This is a genomic window from Pseudomonas sp. MDT2-39-1, assembly GCF_054898085.1.
Genome location: NZ_CM142716.1, coordinates 2,761,720 through 2,777,458 on the forward strand (window position 1 = coordinate 2,761,720; position 15,739 = coordinate 2,777,458).

Annotated in this window: 19 protein-coding genes; 17 read left to right on the forward strand and 2 right to left on the reverse strand. The window is 60.7% G+C overall.

Going from position 1 to position 15,739, the window contains the following annotated elements; all coding sequences use genetic code 11:
• The first annotated feature begins 131 nt into the window (after window positions 1-131).
• The 7 genes from gshB (at window position 132) to ACYZTM_RS13275 (ending at window position 6,440) form a co-directional block, all read left to right on the forward strand.
• On the forward strand, window positions 132-1,085 hold the full coding sequence (gene gshB / locus ACYZTM_RS13245; protein ID WP_131060578.1) for a glutathione synthase: 954 nt from the start codon (window positions 132-134) through the stop codon (window positions 1,083-1,085).
• 342 nt (window positions 1,086-1,427) lie between these two features.
• The gene (locus tag ACYZTM_RS13250) at window positions 1,428-2,327 is read left to right on the forward strand and encodes an energy transducer TonB (RefSeq protein ID WP_131060577.1); all 900 of its coding nucleotides are present in this window, start codon (window positions 1,428-1,430) and stop codon (window positions 2,325-2,327) included.
• Window positions 2,328-2,542: 215 nt separating this feature from the next.
• Window positions 2,543-3,115, forward strand: coding sequence for a YqgE/AlgH family protein (locus ACYZTM_RS13255; RefSeq protein ID WP_131060575.1), 573 nt, complete (start codon window positions 2,543-2,545; stop codon window positions 3,113-3,115).
• Window positions 3,115-3,552 (forward strand): Holliday junction resolvase RuvX, encoded by a 438-nt coding sequence (ruvX, locus tag ACYZTM_RS13260; protein WP_003195067.1) that lies wholly within the window; start codon window positions 3,115-3,117, stop codon window positions 3,550-3,552. The genes ACYZTM_RS13255 and ruvX overlap by 1 nt, the downstream gene beginning before the upstream one ends.
• 84 nt (window positions 3,553-3,636) lie before the next feature.
• Entirely contained in the window at window positions 3,637-4,140 is a 504-nt protein-coding gene (gene pyrR / locus ACYZTM_RS13265) for a bifunctional pyr operon transcriptional regulator/uracil phosphoribosyltransferase PyrR (protein ID WP_461988912.1), read from the forward strand.
• A gap of 27 nt (window positions 4,141-4,167) precedes the next feature.
• Entirely contained in the window at window positions 4,168-5,172 is a 1,005-nt protein-coding gene (locus tag ACYZTM_RS13270; RefSeq protein WP_461988913.1) for an aspartate carbamoyltransferase catalytic subunit, read from the forward strand.
• A complete protein-coding gene (locus ACYZTM_RS13275; protein WP_461988914.1) occupies window positions 5,169-6,440 on the forward strand; it encodes a dihydroorotase in 1,272 nt (423 codons plus the stop codon). Before ACYZTM_RS13270 ends, ACYZTM_RS13275 begins: the two co-directional genes overlap by 4 nt.
• A gap of 112 nt (window positions 6,441-6,552) precedes the next feature.
• Here the strand turns inward: ACYZTM_RS13275 and ACYZTM_RS13280 are convergent, their stop codons facing one another.
• Complete coding sequence (locus ACYZTM_RS13280) at window positions 6,553-6,984, reverse strand: NINE protein (RefSeq protein ID WP_461988915.1); 432 nt, start codon at window positions 6,982-6,984, stop codon at window positions 6,553-6,555.
• Between the two features lie 249 nt (window positions 6,985-7,233).
• Between ACYZTM_RS13280 and ACYZTM_RS13285 the strand changes: the two genes are divergently transcribed.
• Complete coding sequence (locus tag ACYZTM_RS13285) at window positions 7,234-7,851, forward strand: C40 family peptidase (protein WP_449645781.1); 618 nt, start codon at window positions 7,234-7,236, stop codon at window positions 7,849-7,851.
• Window positions 7,852-7,973: 122 nt separating this feature from the next.
• Here the strand turns inward: ACYZTM_RS13285 and ACYZTM_RS13290 are convergent, their stop codons facing one another.
• Complete coding sequence (locus tag ACYZTM_RS13290; RefSeq protein ID WP_461988916.1) at window positions 7,974-9,008, reverse strand: type IV pilus twitching motility protein PilT; 1,035 nt, start codon at window positions 9,006-9,008, stop codon at window positions 7,974-7,976.
• Between the two features lie 57 nt (window positions 9,009-9,065).
• On the opposite strand from ACYZTM_RS13290, the gene ACYZTM_RS13295 reads away from it, so the two are divergent.
• The 9 genes from ACYZTM_RS13295 (at window position 9,066) to hemW (ending at window position 15,721) form a co-directional block, all read left to right on the forward strand.
• A complete protein-coding gene (locus tag ACYZTM_RS13295) occupies window positions 9,066-9,764 on the forward strand; it encodes a YggS family pyridoxal phosphate-dependent enzyme (protein ID WP_461988917.1) in 699 nt (232 codons plus the stop codon).
• A gap of 24 nt (window positions 9,765-9,788) precedes the next feature.
• Window positions 9,789-10,607, forward strand: a complete 819-nt coding sequence (gene proC / locus ACYZTM_RS13300) for a pyrroline-5-carboxylate reductase (protein WP_131061129.1) — start codon at window positions 9,789-9,791, stop codon at window positions 10,605-10,607.
• A 24-nt stretch (window positions 10,608-10,631) separates the two neighbouring features.
• The gene (locus ACYZTM_RS13305) at window positions 10,632-11,219 is read left to right on the forward strand and encodes a YggT family protein (RefSeq protein WP_131061128.1); all 588 of its coding nucleotides are present in this window, start codon (window positions 10,632-10,634) and stop codon (window positions 11,217-11,219) included.
• Entirely contained in the window at window positions 11,219-11,515 is a 297-nt protein-coding gene (locus tag ACYZTM_RS13310) for a DUF167 domain-containing protein (RefSeq protein ID WP_131061127.1), read from the forward strand. Before ACYZTM_RS13305 ends, ACYZTM_RS13310 begins: the two co-directional genes overlap by 1 nt.
• 182 nt (window positions 11,516-11,697) lie before the next feature.
• A complete protein-coding gene (metX, locus tag ACYZTM_RS13315; protein WP_131061126.1) occupies window positions 11,698-12,837 on the forward strand; it encodes a homoserine O-succinyltransferase MetX in 1,140 nt (379 codons plus the stop codon).
• A 7-nt stretch (window positions 12,838-12,844) separates the two neighbouring features.
• Complete coding sequence (gene metW / locus ACYZTM_RS13320; RefSeq protein WP_131061125.1) at window positions 12,845-13,465, forward strand: methionine biosynthesis protein MetW; 621 nt, start codon at window positions 12,845-12,847, stop codon at window positions 13,463-13,465.
• A 26-nt stretch (window positions 13,466-13,491) separates the two neighbouring features.
• Window positions 13,492-13,926 (forward strand): DUF4426 domain-containing protein, encoded by a 435-nt coding sequence (locus ACYZTM_RS13325; RefSeq protein WP_131061124.1) that lies wholly within the window; start codon window positions 13,492-13,494, stop codon window positions 13,924-13,926.
• Window positions 13,923-14,519, forward strand: coding sequence for an RdgB/HAM1 family non-canonical purine NTP pyrophosphatase (rdgB, locus tag ACYZTM_RS13330; protein ID WP_461988918.1), 597 nt, complete (start codon window positions 13,923-13,925; stop codon window positions 14,517-14,519). The genes ACYZTM_RS13325 and rdgB overlap by 4 nt, the downstream gene beginning before the upstream one ends.
• Window positions 14,516-15,721, forward strand: a complete 1,206-nt coding sequence (gene hemW / locus ACYZTM_RS13335) for a radical SAM family heme chaperone HemW (RefSeq protein ID WP_461988919.1) — start codon at window positions 14,516-14,518, stop codon at window positions 15,719-15,721. Before rdgB ends, hemW begins: the two co-directional genes overlap by 4 nt.
• Window positions 15,722-15,739 lie beyond the last annotated feature (18 nt).

Consider the following 15,739-nt stretch of genomic DNA (forward strand, 5'->3'; position numbering starts at 1 on the left):
TAGCACAGTCTCTAAAACCAATCTATCGGGCGACAGGTGCGGTGGTTTTTCCTTGACCAGGAACACACTCAGCGCCACTCTGACGCCACTTTTTTAAAGCCGCTCCGGCCCCCAAATTCGAGGAAAAACCCATGAGCGTTCGCGTCGGGATTGTCATGGATCCTATTGCCAGCATCTCCTATAAAAAGGATAGCTCGCTGGCCATGCTGCTGGCCGCACAGAAGCGCGGCTGGGAACTGTTCTATATGGAGCAGCGCGATTTGTATCAGGGTGAAGGCGAGGCCCGTGCGCGGATGCGTCCGCTGAAAGTCTTCGCCAACCCGGAAAAATGGTTTGAACTGGAAGCCGAGACCGACGCGCTGCTGAGCGATCTGGACGTGATCCTGATGCGCAAGGATCCGCCGTTCGACATGGAGTTCGTCTACTCCACTTACCTGCTGGAGCAAGCCGAGCGCGCTGGCGTGCTGGTGGTCAACAAGCCGCAAAGCCTGCGTGACTGCAACGAAAAGCTGTTCGCCACGCTGTTCCCGCAGTGCACGCCGCCGACCGTGGTCAGCCGCCGCGCCGACGTGCTGCGTGAATTCGCCGCCAAGCATGGCGACGTGATCCTCAAGCCGCTGGACGGCATGGGCGGCACCTCGATCTTCCGTCATCGCGCGGGCGATCCGAACCTGTCGGTGATTCTGGAAACCCTGACCGCGCTGGGCACCCAGCAGATCATGGGCCAGGCCTACCTGCCGGCGATCAAGGACGGCGACAAACGCATCCTGATGATCGACGGCGAGCCGGTGGATTACTGCCTGGCGCGGATTCCTGCCGCTGGCGAAACCCGTGGCAACCTCGCCGCTGGTGGTCGCGGCGAAGCTCGCCCGCTCAGCGACAAGGATCGCTGGATCGCTGCACAGGTCGGCCCGACCCTGCGCGAGAAAGGCCTGCTGTTCGTGGGCCTGGACGTGATTGGTGAGCACCTGACCGAAATCAACGTCACCAGCCCGACCTGCATTCGCGAGATTGATAACGCGTTCGGCACCGACATCGGTGGCCTGCTGATGGATGCCATCGATCAGAAGCTCAAGGCTCGTTGATATAGAACAGGAGGGTCTGTTGACGTTTGGTAGCGAGCCGCGTTGCTGGGCCAAACTGCGCGAGGCAAGGCGCGGGATGCCGCCAATGGTTGTTCCCTTGGCAAATCCTGCAACGCAGCCTCGCGCAGTTTGGCACGCAACCCGAAGGGACGGGGCCCACTGGATGCAGGGCTGCGTTACTCGGAACTTATTTGAAACAACCAAACCGCGTTCCTCGCGCCTTGCCCTGCATCCAGTGGGCCTCCGTCGCGGCCGCTACCAAACGTCAACAGACCCTCAGATGAATCCAACATTGCGTTATCATGCGCGGCCCGTGAAAAACGCGATGTTGGTTTTTTTGTCATGACTCTCCCGTCCGATCTGCCCGCTGAACTCGCCCATCGTGGCGTGCGCCCGGCCGATCGCCTCGGATTTACCCTGTTTCTCGCGGCGTTGATTCACCTGGCCTTGCTGTTGGGCGTCGGCTTTACGATGGTCGAACCCCAGCAGATCAGCAAAACCCTGGAAATCACCCTCGCCACCTTCAAAAGCGAAAAGAAGCCTGCGAAAGCTGATTTCCTTGCCCAGGAAAATCAGGAAGGCAGCGGCACCCTGGATAAAAAGGCGATTCCCAAGACCACCGAGGTCGCGCCGTTTCAGGACAACAAAGTGCAAAAAGTCACGCCACCGCCGGCCGCCAAGCCGCAAGTGCAGGAAGCGCCGCCCAAGGCTGCCGTGACCACCGTGGCGCCGAAGCCGAAAAAAGCCCCGGCGAAGAACGAAGAGGTCAAGCCACTCACCAAACCTGCCGTGGCGGCGCCGACGTTCGACACCGAGCAGCTGTCCAGCGACATCGCCAGCCTGGAAGCGGAACTGGCCAACGAACAACAGCTGTACGCCAAGCGCCCGCGCATCCACCGACTGAGCGCCGCGTCGACCATGCGCGACAAGGGCGCCTGGTATAAGGACGAGTGGCGCAAGAAGGTCGAGCGCATCGGCAACCTGAATTACCCCGACGAAGCGCGTCGCAAGCAGATCTACGGCAATTTGCGCCTGATGGTCTCGATCAACCGCGACGGCTCGCTGTATGAAGTGCTGGTGCTCGAGTCATCCGGGCAACCGCTGCTGGATCAGGCCGCCCAGCGCATCGTGCGGCTGGCGGCACCGTTTTCGCCGTTTACCGGGGATTTGTCGGATATAGACCGACTGGAAATCATCCGCACGTGGAAATTCGCTCGCGGCGACCGGTTGTCCAGTAATTGACCGATTGATTTGTATTGACTGAGCCGACGCCTTCGCGGGCAAGCCTCGCTCCTACAGATTTTGTATGTTTCGCGAAAATGGCGCATGACCTGTAGGAGCGAGGCTTGCCCGCGAAGAGGCCCTCAAGCAAACCCAAATCAAAAAGACACCCGCGCAGGTATTTCCTGTGCATCCCCAGCTTGTCAGTTCGCCCCTCCAACGCCACACTAGCGCTCATGAAGAACGTCAGCCCCAGCTACCTCAAGCATCACTTCCTGATCGCCATGCCTCACATGGCCGACCCGAACTTTGCGCACACCTTGACCTACATCGTCGAGCACACGGCCAATGGTGCCATGGGGCTGGTGGTCAACCGGCCGCAAGACCTGAATCTGGCCGATATCCTCGAGCAATTGCGCCCCGACATCGAACCGCCCGTGCTCTGCCAGCATGTGCCGATCTTTATCGGCGGCCCGGTGCAGACCGATCGCGGTTTTGTCCTGCACCCTTCGGGCAAGACCTTTCAGGCAACCGTTGATCTGGAAGGCGACCTTTCCTTGTCCACCTCCCAGGACGTGCTGTTCGCCATCGCTGACGGCGTTGGCCCGGCCAAAAGCGTGATCGCCCTCGGTTACGCCGGCTGGGAAGCCGGGCAGCTCGAAGCCGAACTGGCGCAGAATGCCTGGCTGACCTGCCCGTTCGAAGCCGACATCCTGTTCAACACCAGCAGCGAGCTGCGCCTGGAAGCGGCGGCCAAGCTCCTCGGGGTCAATCTCAGCCTGCTCACCAGCCAGGCGGGGCACGCCTGATGGCCCTGCGCCTTATTTTGGGTTTCGACTACGGCACCAAACAGATCGGCGTTGCGGTCGGCCAGGTGATTACCGGCCAGGCCCGCGAGCTGTGTACCTTGAAAGCGCAAAACGGCGTTCCCGACTGGAATCAGGTCGAAGCCCTCATTAAAGAGTGGAAGCCTGATGCTGTGGTCGTCGGCCTGCCGCTGAACATGGACGGCACGCCGAGCGACATGTGCCTGCGCGCGGAGAAATTCGCCCGCCGCCTCAATGGCCGCTACAACCTGCCCTTCTATACCCACGACGAGCGCCTGACCACCTTCGAAGCCAAGGGTGAACGGCGTGATCGCGGCGGACAAAAGGGCAGCTACCGCGACAACCCGGTCGATGCCATCGCCGCCGCCCTGCTGCTGCAAGGCTGGCTCGACGAAAACACCGCACTGTTCGAATCCTGAAGAGCCGCAACAAGCGACTCTCTATAGCGACACCCCGAGCTACCACTCAAGCAACATTCGGCTCGGGCCCAAGAAGGAGCAACCATGAGCCTGCCCAATCCCGCCGAACTGATCAGCCAGATGGCGATCCGTCTCAAGGCACACCTGGAACACCGTGGCATCTGCGAACCGCGCTACATCGGTATTCGTACCGGCGGCGTCTGGGTCGCCCAGGCGTTGCTCGATGAACTGGGCAGCGACTCGCCCCTTGGCACCCTGGACGTTTCCTTCTACCGCGACGACTTCAGCCAGAACGGCCTGCACCCGCAAGTGCGCCCCTCCGCGCTGCCGTTCGAAATCGAAGGCCAGCACCTGGTGCTGATCGATGACGTGCTGATGAGCGGCCGGACCATCCGCGCCGCCCTCAATGAGCTGTTCGACTACGGTCGCCCGGCCAGCGTGACGCTGGTGTGCCTGCTGGACCTGGACGCCGGCGAGCTACCGATTCGCCCGAATGTGGTCGGCGCGACCCTGTCGCTGGCGGCCCACGAGCGGGTGAAACTGTCCGGCCCGGAACTGAAGCTCGAACTGCAAGACCTCGCCCTTTAATTCGCCCTATTGAGAGTCCCCCTCGCGATGACGCCTCTAGAAACCAAGCGCCCGCTGCAGCTCAATGATCAGGGCCAGCTGCGCCACTTCCTCTCGCTCGACGGTTTGCGCCGCGAGCTGCTGACGGAAATCCTCGACACCGCCGACTCGTTCCTCGAAGTCGGCGCCCGGGCGGTGAAAAAAGTCCCGTTGCTGCGCGGCAAGACCGTGTGCAACGTGTTCTTCGAGAACTCCACCCGCACCCGCACCACCTTCGAACTGGCGGCCCAGCGGTTGTCGGCGGACGTGATCACGCTGAACGTGTCCACCTCGTCGGCAAGCAAGGGTGAAACCCTGCTCGACACCCTGCGCAACCTTGAAGCCATGGCCGCTGACATGTTCGTCGTGCGTCACGGTGATTCCGGCGCGGCGCACTTCATCGCCGAACATGTCTGCCCGCAAGTGGCGATCATCAACGGCGGCGACGGCCGTCACGCGCACCCGACCCAGGGAATGCTCGACATGCTGACGATTCGTCGGCACAAGGGCAGCGTCGAAAACCTCTCGGTGGCCATCGTCGGCGACATCCTGCATTCACGGGTGGCGCGCTCGAACATGCTGGCGCTGAAAACCCTCGGTTGCCCGGACATCCGCGTCATCGCACCGAAAACCCTGCTGCCGATCGGCATCGAGCAATACGGCGTGAAGGTTTACACCGACATGACCGAAGGCCTGAAAGACGTCGACGTGGTGATCATGCTGCGCCTGCAACGCGAGCGCATGACCGGCGGCCTGCTGCCGAGCGAGGGCGAGTTCTACCGCCTGTTCGGCCTGACCACTGCGCGCCTGGCCGGGGCCAAACCGGATTGCATCGTCATGCACCCGGGGCCGATCAACCGTGGAGTGGAGATTGAGTCGGCGGTGGCCGACGGCCCGCACTCGGTGATCCTCAACCAGGTTACCTACGGCATCGCGATTCGTATGGCCGTGTTGTCCATGGCCATGAGCGGGCAGACAGCCCAGCGCCAATTCGAGCAGGAGAACGCCCAGTGAAGCTCAGCATTCTCGGCGCCCGTGTTATCGATCCAGCCACTGGCCTGGATAAAGTCATCGACATTCATATTGAAGCCTGCAAAATCGTCGCCCTTGGCGCCGCGCCCGCCGGCTTTGTGCCCGTCGACACCCTCGACGCCAAAGGCCTGGTGGCCGCTCCTGGCCTGGTTGACCTGAACGTCGCCCTGCGTGAGCCGGGTTACAGCCGCAAAGGCTCTATCGTCAGTGAAACCCGCGCCGCCGCGGCCGGTGGCGTGACCAGCCTGTGCTGCCCGCCGAAAACCAAACCGGTACTGGACACCTCGGCCGTGGCCGAACTGATCCTCGACCGTGCCCGCGAAGCCGGCAACACCAAAGTCTTCCCGATTGGCGCCCTGAGCAAAGGCCTGGAAGGCGAACAGCTCGCCGAACTGGTCGCCTTGCGCGATGCCGGTTGCGTGGCCTTCGGCAACGGCCTGGACAGCTTCCGCAACACCCGCACGCTGTGCCGGGCGCTGGAATACGCCGCAACATTCGACCTGACGGTGATTTTCAACTCTCAGGACCACGACCTGGCCGAAGGTGGCCTGGCCCACGAAGGCCCGACCGCGAGTTTCCTCGGCTTGCCGGGCATTCCGGAAACCGCTGAAACCGTGGCCCTGGCCCGGGACCTGCTGCTGGTCGAGCAAAGTGGCGTGCGTGCGCACTTCAGCCAGCTCACCAGCGCTCGCGGCGTGGCCCTGATCGCTCAGGCTCAGGCCCGCGGCTTGCCGGTGACCGCCGATGTGGCGCTTTATCAACTGATCCTGACCGACGAAGCGCTGATCGACTTCAGCAGCCTCTATCACGTCCAGCCGCCGCTGCGCACCCGCGCCGACCGCGATGGCTTGCGTGCAGCGGTGAAGTCGGGCGTGATTTCGGCGATTTCCAGCCATCACCAGCCGCACGAACGGGACGCCAAACTGGCACCGTTTGGCGCAACCGAGCCGGGGATCAGCAGTGTTGAATTGTTGCTGCCGCTGGCAATGACGTTGGTGGAGGATGGTTTGCTGGATCTGTCGACGTTGTTGGCGCGCCTGAGCAGTGGACCTGCCGAAGCGTTACGACTGCCAGCGGGCAAGTTGGCCGTAGGTGGGCCGGCGGACATCGTGCTGTTTGATCCGGCGGCTTCGACCGTGGCCGGTGACACCTGGCTGTCCAAGGGTGAGAACTGCCCGTTCATTGGGCATAGCCTGCCAGGCGTCGTGCGTTACACCCTGGTGGATGGGCGGATTAGCCACCAGGCTTAAGACCGAGTTGCCTGCAATCGCGAGCAGGCTCGCTCCCACATTTGATCTTTGGCGAGCACAGATATTGTGTTCACTGGAGATCCACTGTGGGAGCGAGCCTGCTCGCGATGGCTTACTGGAAGGTTCCTCTATTCTGGGCGTTACGCACAGAAACCTGGTCATTCAGCGTCCAGAAGTCATACAAAACCCCCAGAAAGAACAACCCACCCGTCACCAGGTACAGCAACCCGCTGATCCACTTCCCCTGATACATCCGGTGTACGCCGAATACCCCGAGAAACGTCAGCAGAATCCACGCAACGTTGTACTCAATGGGGCCGGCGGAGAAACGCAGGTCCGCTTCACGGTCCATGGCCGGGATCAGGAACAGGTCGATCAGCCAGCCAATGCCGAGCAAACCGAAGGTGAAAAACCAGATCGTCCCGGTCACCGGCTTGCCGTAATAGAAGCGGTGAGCCCCGGTAAAACCAAAAATCCATAGCAGATAGCCGATCATTTTGCTGTGCGTGTCTTGCTGCGGGCCGGCCTGTTGATAGGTGTTCATGAAGGACCTCGATTCACACGATAGATAAATATTCTTGAATTCTTTGTGACTTTTTTACAGGTGGCCGACATATGGCAGATGTTACCTTGTCTCCCGTCAAAGCCTTGTGACACCTGACTTGTGTCCGACAATTGCGTCCATTTACAGCTTATTTGGTTCCGTTGCCCTCAAGTTGAATCGACCAACGGCCTCGGAAGAGGCAAAAAAGCTGTTATAAAGTTGCGCGCTAACTTATATGAGCCTTGCCTAATGCGTCCATTTTTCAAGACATGGCTAACCATTTGCCTTTTGATGCCACTGGCCGCCCACGCCACCAATCGTGAGCAACGTCTTCCTAACGTTAATGGTTACACCCAAAAATCACATGTTTCTGCTCCTTCGAGCAAAAACAAACAGACCGTAAAACGCGCTCCCCAGTTGAGCAGCAAAAGCAGCCTGGTTCCGCCAATGGCGACCAAGGAAAGCAGCGACGTGCTGAGCCGCGCAGTCAACGTCCTCGGTACACCCTACCGTTGGGGCGGCAGCAGCCCAAGTAAAGGGTTCGACTGCAGTGGCCTGGTGAAATACGCGTTCAATGACGCCACGTTTGACCTGCCGCGCACGTCCAATGCGATGGCTAGCGGTCATGGCGACAAAGTCGATCGCAACGACCTGAAACCGGGCGACCTGATTTTCTTCAATCTCAAGAGTCGTCGGGTCAATCACGTTGCCATCTACCTGGGCAACGACCGCTTCATCCACGCACCGCGTCGTGGCAAGTCGGTGAGCATCGACACCCTGAAAAAACCGTACTGGCAAAAACACTACGTGGTTGCCAAGCGGGTTATGCCGAAAGAGAAGAACACCTTACAGGTTGTTCAGCGCTAACTCGATCGTTCCCACGCTCTGCGTGGGAATGCAGCCTGGGACGCTCCGCGTCCCTTTCAGAGCCGAACGCGGAGCGTCCGTAGAGGCATTCCCACGCAGAGCGTGGGAACGATCAACTTCTTTCAGAAGTTATCCGGCGAACGCGCCTTCTCCCGCGCATGCTCCCGGCTGATCAAACCCTTGGTCACCAAATCCTTCAAGCACATGTCCAGCGTCTGCATCCCCAGGTTGCCCCCGGTCTGAATCGACGAGTACATCTGCGCCACCTTGTCTTCGCGGATCAGGTTACGGATCGCCGAGGTGCCGAGCATGATTTCGTGTGCCGCAATGCGCCCGCCGCCGATCTTCTTGATCAGGGTCTGCGACACCACCGCCAGCAACGACTCGGACAGCATCGAACGCACCATCGACTTCTCGTCCCCCGGAAACACATCCACCACCCGGTCGATGGTCTTCGCTGCTGACGTAGTGTGCAGCGTACCGAACACCAGGTGACCCGTCTCAGCGGCGGTCAGCGCCAGGCGGATGGTCTCCAGATCACGCATCTCCCCCACCAGAATCACGTCCGGGTCTTCCCGCAGCGCCGAGCGCAGGGCCGTGGCAAAGCTGCGGGTATCGCGATGGACTTCGCGCTGATTGATCAGGCATTTTCGCGATTCGTGGACGAACTCGATCGGGTCTTCGATGGTGAGGATGTGGTGATGGCGATGGTTGTTGAGGTAATCGATCATCGCCGCCAGGGTGGTGGACTTGCCGGAACCGGTGGGGCCGGTCACCAGTACCAGACCGCGCGGGGCCTCGGCAATCTTGCGAAACACGTCGCCCATGCCGAGGTCGTCCATGCTCAGAACCTTCGACGGAATGGTCCGGAACACCGCGCCTGCACCCCGATTCTGGTTGAAGGCATTGACCCGGAAACGCGCCACACCGGGCACTTCGAAGGAAAAATCAGTTTCCAGGTGTTTCTCGAAGTCCACCCGCTGGGTGTCGTTCATGATGTCGTAGATCAGTTCATGCACCTGTTTGTGGTCCAGGGCCGGCAGGTTGATACGCCGCACATCACCGTCAACGCGAATCATCGGTGGCAGACCGGCAGACAGGTGCAGGTCGGACGCGCCCTGTTTAGCGCTGAAGGCCAGCAGCTCAGTGATATCCATAGCGCTCCTCAATTCCAGTAGAATGCCGCCAACCTCAGACCCGCTGGCGCCTCTTGAATGTCCACGATAGCAGACAACATTATTCAGGTTAGTTCGCGCATCCGTGCCGCCGCCCTCGCCGCCCACCGTGACGAACACAGCGTTCAACTATTGGCCGTGAGCAAGACCAAGCCCGCCGAGGCCCTGCGCGAAGCCCACGCCGCCGGGATTCGTGACTTTGGCGAGAATTACCTGCAGGAGGCCCTGAGCAAACAGCTCGAATTGGCCGACCTGCCCTTGATCTGGCACTTCATCGGCCCCATTCAATCGAACAAGACTCGCGCTATCGCCGAGCACTTCGCCTGGGTGCATTCCGTGGATCGCTTGAAAATCGCACAACGCCTCTCCGAACAACGCCCTGCCGATCTGCCTCCCTTGAACATTTGCATCCAGGTCAACGTCAGCGGTGAAGCCAGCAAATCCGGCTGCACCCCGGCCGACCTGCCGGCCTTGGCCAAAGCCATCAGCGAATTGCCGCGCATCAAGCTGCGCGGGTTGATGGCGATCCCTGAGCCGACTGAAGATCGCGCCGCCCAGGACGCTGCTTTCGCTGCCGTGCAAAGCCTGCAAGCCAGCCTGAACCTGCCGCTCGACACACTTTCCATGGGCATGAGCCACGACCTCGAGTCGGCCATCGCCATGGGCGCCACCTGGGTCCGCATCGGAACAGCCCTGTTTGGCGCCCGCGACTACGGCCAGCCAGTAAACAATGGCTGACTCCTCTCTTTATAAGGACCTGACATGAGCAAGACTCGTATTGCCTTTATCGGTGCCGGAAACATGGCCGCCAGCCTGATCGGCGGCCTGCGCGCCAAAGGTCTGGACGCCGCACAGATCCGCGCCAGCGACCCGGGCGCCGAAACCCGCGCCAACGTGCAGGCCGAACACGGCGTTGAAGTTTTCGCCGACAACGCCGATGCCATTCAAGACGCAGACGTCGTCGTGCTGGCAGTAAAGCCCCAGGCGATGAAAGCCGTGTGCGAAGCGATTCGCCCAAGCCTGAAGCCGAATCAACTGGTGGTCTCGATCGCCGCCGGCATTACCTGCGCCAGCATGAACAACTGGCTCGGCGCCCAGCCGATCGTGCGCTGCATGCCCAACACCCCGGCACTGCTGCGTCAGGGCGTAAGCGGTTTGTTTGCCACGGCCGAAGTAAATGCTGAACAACGCCAGCAAGCTGAAGAACTGTTGTCGGCCGTCGGCATTGCCCTGTGGCTGAACGAAGAGCAGCAACTGGACGCGGTCACCGCCGTTTCGGGCAGCGGCCCGGCGTACTTCTTTTTGCTGATTGAAGCGATGACCGCCGCCGGCGTGAAGCTCGGCCTGCCGGCGGACATCGCCGCACAATTGACCGTGCAAACCGCGTTGGGCGCCGCGCACATGGCCGTGGCCAGCGATGTCGACGCCGCAGAATTGCGTCGTCGCGTGACTTCGCCTGCGGGCACCACGGAAGCTGCAATCAAATCGTTCCAGGCCGGCGGCTTCGAATCGCTGGTGGAAAAAGCACTCGGCGCCGCTGCGCACCGCTCGGCCGAGATGGCTGAGCAACTTGGCCGCTAATCAGCTCTTACAAAGGAATCAATGATGCTTGGACTCAATGACGCTGCCATTTTCATAATTAAAACCCTGGGCAGCCTGTACCTGCTGATCGTGCTGATGCGCTTCATCCTGCAACTGGTTCGGGCGAACTTCTACAACCCGCTCTGCCAGTTCATCGTGAAGGCGACTCAGCCGCTGCTCAAGCCTCTGCGCCGGGTCATCCCGAGCATGTTCGGGCTGGACATGTCGTCACTGGTGTTGGCGCTGATCATTCAAATGCTGCTGATCGCGGTGATCCTGCTGCTCAAAGGCTTCATGGTCGACTGGCTGTTCCTGGTGCCGTGGGCGCTGATCGCCCTCTTCTCGTTGTTCTTGAACATTGTGTTCTGGGCGATGATCATCAGCGTGATTCTGTCCTGGGTCGCCCCGGGGAGCCACAATCCGGGCGCAGAGCTGGTCGCGCAGATTACTGAACCGGTACTCGCCCCGTTCCGTCGGATCATTCCGAACCTGGGCGGCCTCGACATCTCGCCGATCTTCGCGTTTATCGTGATCCAGTTGCTGCAAAGCTGGCTGATCCCGCGCCTCGCGCACTTTGCCTTAATGCCGCAGGGGCTGCTCGGCCTGATCTGATGAGCTACTTTCGCTGGGACGGTGATGACCTGATTCTGGATTGTCACCTGCAACCGGCGGCCCGCAGCGATGATTTCTGCGGGCTGCACGGTGATCGACTGAAGATCCGCCTGACGGCGCCGCCGGTTGAAGGTAAAGCCAATGCGTATCTGATGGCGTTCCTGGCGAAGGCGTTTGGGGTTTCCAAGAGTCAGGTCAGTTTGCTCAGCGGTGAGTTGAACCGGCAGAAGCGGGTGCGGATCTGTTCGCCGAAGAAGCTGCCGGATTTGCCTGATCTGCTGCGCCCAGCAGGCTAACCGCGTCATCGTTCATCGCGAGCAAGCCTCGCTCCTACAGGGGATCGCATAAGTCTTGTAGGAGCGAGGCTTGCCCGCGAATGCCGCCCCCCGGTCTGACAGGAAAATCAGCCAAGCCCTTTGCTTGCTGCTAGGGGCAGCGGTCTTTAGACTTACGCCTCATTTCAACGAGAGCAGGGTCGATGCCAACTGCCTTTCCCGCCGATTCTGTTGGTCTGGTGACGCCGCAAGTGGCGCACTTCAGTGAACCCCTGGCCCTGGCCTGCGGCCGTTCGCTCCCAGCTTATGACCTGATCTACGAAACTTACGGCACGCTGAACGCCACGGCGAGCAACGCCGTGCTGATCTGCCACGCCCTGTCGGGTCACCACCACGCTGCCGGCTTCCACAGCCCCGACGACCGCAAGCCCGGTTGGTGGGACAGCTGCATCGGCCCCGGCAAGCCGATCGACACCAACAAGTTCTTTGTGGTCAGCCTGAACAACCTCGGCGGCTGCAACGGCTCCACCGGCCCGAGCAGCGTCAACCCGGAGACCGGCAAGCCCTTCGGCGCCGACTTCCCGGTATTGACCGTGGAAGACTGGGTTCACAGTCAGGCGCGCCTGGCCGACCGGATCGGCATCAGCCAATGGGCCGCCGTGATCGGCGGCAGTCTCGGCGGCATGCAGGCGATGCAGTGGAGCATCACCTACCCCGATCGCATTCGCCACTGCCTGGCCATCGCCTCGGCCCCCAAACTGTCGGCGCAGAACATCGCCTTCAACGAAGTGGCGCGTCAGGCGATCCTCACCGACCCCGAATTCCACGGCGGTTCGTTCCAGGAGGCGGGCGTGATCCCCAAGCGCGGCTTGATGCTGGCGCGGATGGTCGGGCACATCACTTACCTGTCCGATGACTCGATGGGCGAAAAATTCGGCCGTGGCCTCAAGAGCGAAAAGCTCAACTACGACTTCCACAGCGTCGAGTTCCAGGTCGAAAGCTACCTGCGTTATCAGGGCGAAGAGTTCTCCGGGCGTTTCGACGCCAACACGTACCTGCTGATGACCAAGGCGCTGGATTACTTCGACCCGGCAGCCAACTTTGACGACGACCTGGCGAAAACCTTCGCCAATGCCCAGGCCAAGTTCTGCGTGATGTCTTTCACCACCGACTGGCGCTTCTCCCCTGCCCGCTCGCGGGAACTGGTGGACGCGCTGATGGCGGCCAGGAAAGACGTCTGCTACCTGGAGATCGATGCTCCGCAAGGCCACGACGCCTTCCTGATTCCGATCCCGCGATACTTGCAGGCGTTCAGCAATTACATGAACCGTATTACGTTGTGAGAAAGCCATGAGAGCTGATCTGGAAATCATCCAGGAATGGATCCCCGCCGGCAGCCGCGTGCTCGACCTCGGTTGCGGCGACGGTGAGCTGCTGACCTGGCTGCGGGACAACAAGCAAGTCACCGGCTATGGCCTGGAAAACGACCCGGACAATATCGCCGAGTGCGTGGCCAAAGGCATCAACGTCATCGAGCAGGACCTGGACAAGGGCCTGGGCAACTTCGCCAGCAACAGCTTCGACGTCGTAGTCATGACCCAGGCGCTGCAAGCGGTGCATTACCCGGACAAGATCCTCGACGAAATGCTGCGGGTCGGCCGCCAGTGCATCATCACCTTCCCCAACTTCGGTCACTGGCGCTGCCGCTGGTACCTGGCGAGCAAGGGTCGGATGCCGGTATCCGATTTTCTCCCGTACACCTGGTACAACACGCCGAACATTCACTTTTGCACCTTCGAAGACTTTGAAGCGTTGTGCCGCGAACGTGAAGCGAGGGTCATTGATCGCCTTGCCGTGGATCAACAGCATCGACACGGGTGGGCCAGTAAGCTATGGCCTAATCTATTAGGTGAAATCGGTATTTACCGCGTCAGCAGCCCAGGGTTGCAGGATCACAAAATCGCGGTCTGAACCACGACATTCCAAGGAGAACGAACATGGGTCGTCTAGCGCTGTTTGTACTTACTGCCTGCCTGAGCGTCACCGCCATGGCCGCCGACGTCATCAAAGGTGATCGTCAGGAAAAGTTTGGCGATGTGACGGTGCATTACAACACCTTCAACTCTACCTTCCTGACACCCGATATCGCTAAAGCCGCGGAGCTCACCCGCAGCAAGAACCAAGGTGTGATCAACGTTTCGGTGATCAAGGAAGGCAAACCGCTGATGGCTCAAGTCAGTGGAACGGTCAAAGACCTGACCAGCCAAAGTGTGCCGCTGAAATTCAAACAGATCACCGAGCAAGGCGCGATCTACTACATCGCCCAGTTCCCGGTCGATCAGCAGGAAGTCCGCACCTTCGAGATCAAGGTGCAGAACGGCGATAAAACCAACACCATCAATTTCAACCAAGAGCTTTTCCCCGGCGAATGATCAACTTCACGCAACTCGTACTGGCCAGCCATAACGCCGGCAAACTCAAGGAACTCCAGGCCATGCTCGGCGAGTCGGTGCAATTGCGCTCGATCGGCGAGTTCAGCAGTGTCGAGCCTGAAGAAACCGGCCTGTCGTTCGTCGAGAACGCCATCCTCAAGGCCCGCAATGCCGCGCGCATCTCTGGTCTGCCGGCGCTGGCCGACGATTCCGGGCTGGCGGTGGATTTCCTTGGCGGCGCGCCGGGGATCTACTCGGCTCGTTACGCTGACGGTCAGGGCGATGCGGCGAACAACGCCAAGCTGCTCGACGTGTTGAAAGATGTACCGGAAGCCGAACGCGGTGCGCAGTTCGTTTGTGTGCTGGCGTTGGTGCGCCATGCTGACGATCCGTTGCCGATCCTCTGCGAAGGCCTGTGGCACGGACGCATCCTGGCAGCCGCCAGTGGTGAGCATGGTTTTGGCTACGATCCGCTGTTCTGGGTGCCAGAGCGCGATTGTTCCAGCGCCGAGCTGAGCCCGAGCGACAAGAACCTCATCAGCCACCGCGCCCGTGCAATGGATCTGCTGCGCCAGCGTCTGGGCTTGAAATGACCCACGAATCATCCGCGTCACCGCTGATTTTCGGCGGTGCCGCATCATCGCCCCGGGCCGCGCTCCCCGTGCTGCCGCCCCTGGCGTTGTACATCCACATCCCGTGGTGTGTGCGCAAATGCCCTTATTGCGACTTCAACTCCCACACCGCCAGCCCGGTGCTGCCGGAAGAAGAGTATGTCGACGCGTTGCTGGCTGATCTCGACCAGGATTTGCACGCGGTCTACGGTCGCGAGTTGAGTTCGATCTTCTTCGGAGGCGGCACACCGAGCCTGTTCAGTGCCGAGGCCCTGGGCCGGTTGCTCAAAGGCGTCGAGCAGCGCATTCCGTTTGCCAGTGACATCGAAATCACCCTGGAAGCCAATCCCGGAACGTTCGAGCAGGAGAAATTCCTCGCCTACCGCGCGCTGGGCATCAATCGTCTGTCGATCGGCATCCAGAGCTTTCAGGAAGAGAAACTCAAAGCGCTGGGACGAATTCACAACGGTGACGAAGCTGTGCGCGCCGCCGGCATGGCGCGTCAGGCCGGGTTCGACAACTTCAATCTGGACTTGATGCACGGCTTGCCGGATCAGTCGCTGGATGATGCGTTGAGCGACCTGCGCCAAGCCATCGCTCTGAAGCCGACGCATCTGTCCTGGTATCAGCTGACGCTGGAGCCGAACACGGTGTTCTGGAACCAGCCGCCTGTGCTTCCGGAAGACGACACGTTGTGGGACATTCAGGAAGCCGGGCAGGCGCTGCTCGCCGAACACGGTTACGCGCAGTACGAAGTCTCGGCCTATGCCCAGCCCGGTCGTGCGGCGCGGCACAACCTCAATTACTGGAGTTTCGGCGACTTCATCGGCATCGGTGCCGGCGCCCACGGCAAGCTCAGTCATCCGGACGGGCGCATCGTGCGCACCTGGAAGACTCGCCTGCCGAAGGATTACCTGAACCCGGCCAAAAGCTTCAAGGCTGGCGAGAAAGCGCTGACCAACGAAGAGCTGCCCTTCGAGTTCCTGATGAATGCCTTGCGCCTGACCGAGGGCGTCGAGTCGCGGCTGTATCCGGAACGCACCGGGCTGAGCCTGGAAAGCCTCGCCGAAGGCCGCCGGGTCGCCGAACAAAGCGGCCTGTTGCAGGTCGAACCGTCACGTCTGGCGGCGACCGATCGCGGACAGCTGTTTCTCAATGACTTGCTGCAAACATTTCTGAGCTGATTTCAGCCTTAGGGGAAA

What these genes read in the sequence shown, in the direction of transcription:
- gshB (WP_131060578.1), top strand. Translation starts at nt 132, where the DNA reads ATGAGCGTTCGCGTCGGGATTGTCATGGATCCTATTGCCAGCATCTCC.
- ACYZTM_RS13250 (WP_131060577.1), top strand. Translation starts at nt 1,428, where the DNA reads ATGACTCTCCCGTCCGATCTGCCCGCTGAACTCGCCCATCGTGGCGTG.
- ACYZTM_RS13255 (WP_131060575.1), top strand. Translation starts at nt 2,543, where the DNA reads ATGAAGAACGTCAGCCCCAGCTACCTCAAGCATCACTTCCTGATCGCC.
- ruvX (WP_003195067.1), top strand. Translation starts at nt 3,115, where the DNA reads ATGGCCCTGCGCCTTATTTTGGGTTTCGACTACGGCACCAAACAGATC.
- pyrR (WP_461988912.1), top strand. Translation starts at nt 3,637, where the DNA reads ATGAGCCTGCCCAATCCCGCCGAACTGATCAGCCAGATGGCGATCCGT.
- ACYZTM_RS13270 (WP_461988913.1), top strand. Translation starts at nt 4,168, where the DNA reads ATGACGCCTCTAGAAACCAAGCGCCCGCTGCAGCTCAATGATCAGGGC.
- ACYZTM_RS13280 (WP_461988915.1), bottom strand. Translation starts at nt 6,984, where the DNA reads ATGAACACCTATCAACAGGCCGGCCCGCAGCAAGACACGCACAGCAAA.
- ACYZTM_RS13285 (WP_449645781.1), top strand. Translation starts at nt 7,234, where the DNA reads ATGCGTCCATTTTTCAAGACATGGCTAACCATTTGCCTTTTGATGCCA.
- ACYZTM_RS13290 (WP_461988916.1), bottom strand. Translation starts at nt 9,008, where the DNA reads ATGGATATCACTGAGCTGCTGGCCTTCAGCGCTAAACAGGGCGCGTCC.
- ACYZTM_RS13295 (WP_461988917.1), top strand. Translation starts at nt 9,066, where the DNA reads ATGTCCACGATAGCAGACAACATTATTCAGGTTAGTTCGCGCATCCGT.
- proC (WP_131061129.1), top strand. Translation starts at nt 9,789, where the DNA reads ATGAGCAAGACTCGTATTGCCTTTATCGGTGCCGGAAACATGGCCGCC.
- ACYZTM_RS13305 (WP_131061128.1), top strand. Translation starts at nt 10,632, where the DNA reads ATGCTTGGACTCAATGACGCTGCCATTTTCATAATTAAAACCCTGGGC.
- ACYZTM_RS13310 (WP_131061127.1), top strand. Translation starts at nt 11,219, where the DNA reads ATGAGCTACTTTCGCTGGGACGGTGATGACCTGATTCTGGATTGTCAC.
- metX (WP_131061126.1), top strand. Translation starts at nt 11,698, where the DNA reads ATGCCAACTGCCTTTCCCGCCGATTCTGTTGGTCTGGTGACGCCGCAA.
- metW (WP_131061125.1), top strand. Translation starts at nt 12,845, where the DNA reads ATGAGAGCTGATCTGGAAATCATCCAGGAATGGATCCCCGCCGGCAGC.
- ACYZTM_RS13325 (WP_131061124.1), top strand. Translation starts at nt 13,492, where the DNA reads ATGGGTCGTCTAGCGCTGTTTGTACTTACTGCCTGCCTGAGCGTCACC.
- rdgB (WP_461988918.1), top strand. Translation starts at nt 13,923, where the DNA reads ATGATCAACTTCACGCAACTCGTACTGGCCAGCCATAACGCCGGCAAA.
- hemW (WP_461988919.1), top strand. Translation starts at nt 14,516, where the DNA reads ATGACCCACGAATCATCCGCGTCACCGCTGATTTTCGGCGGTGCCGCA.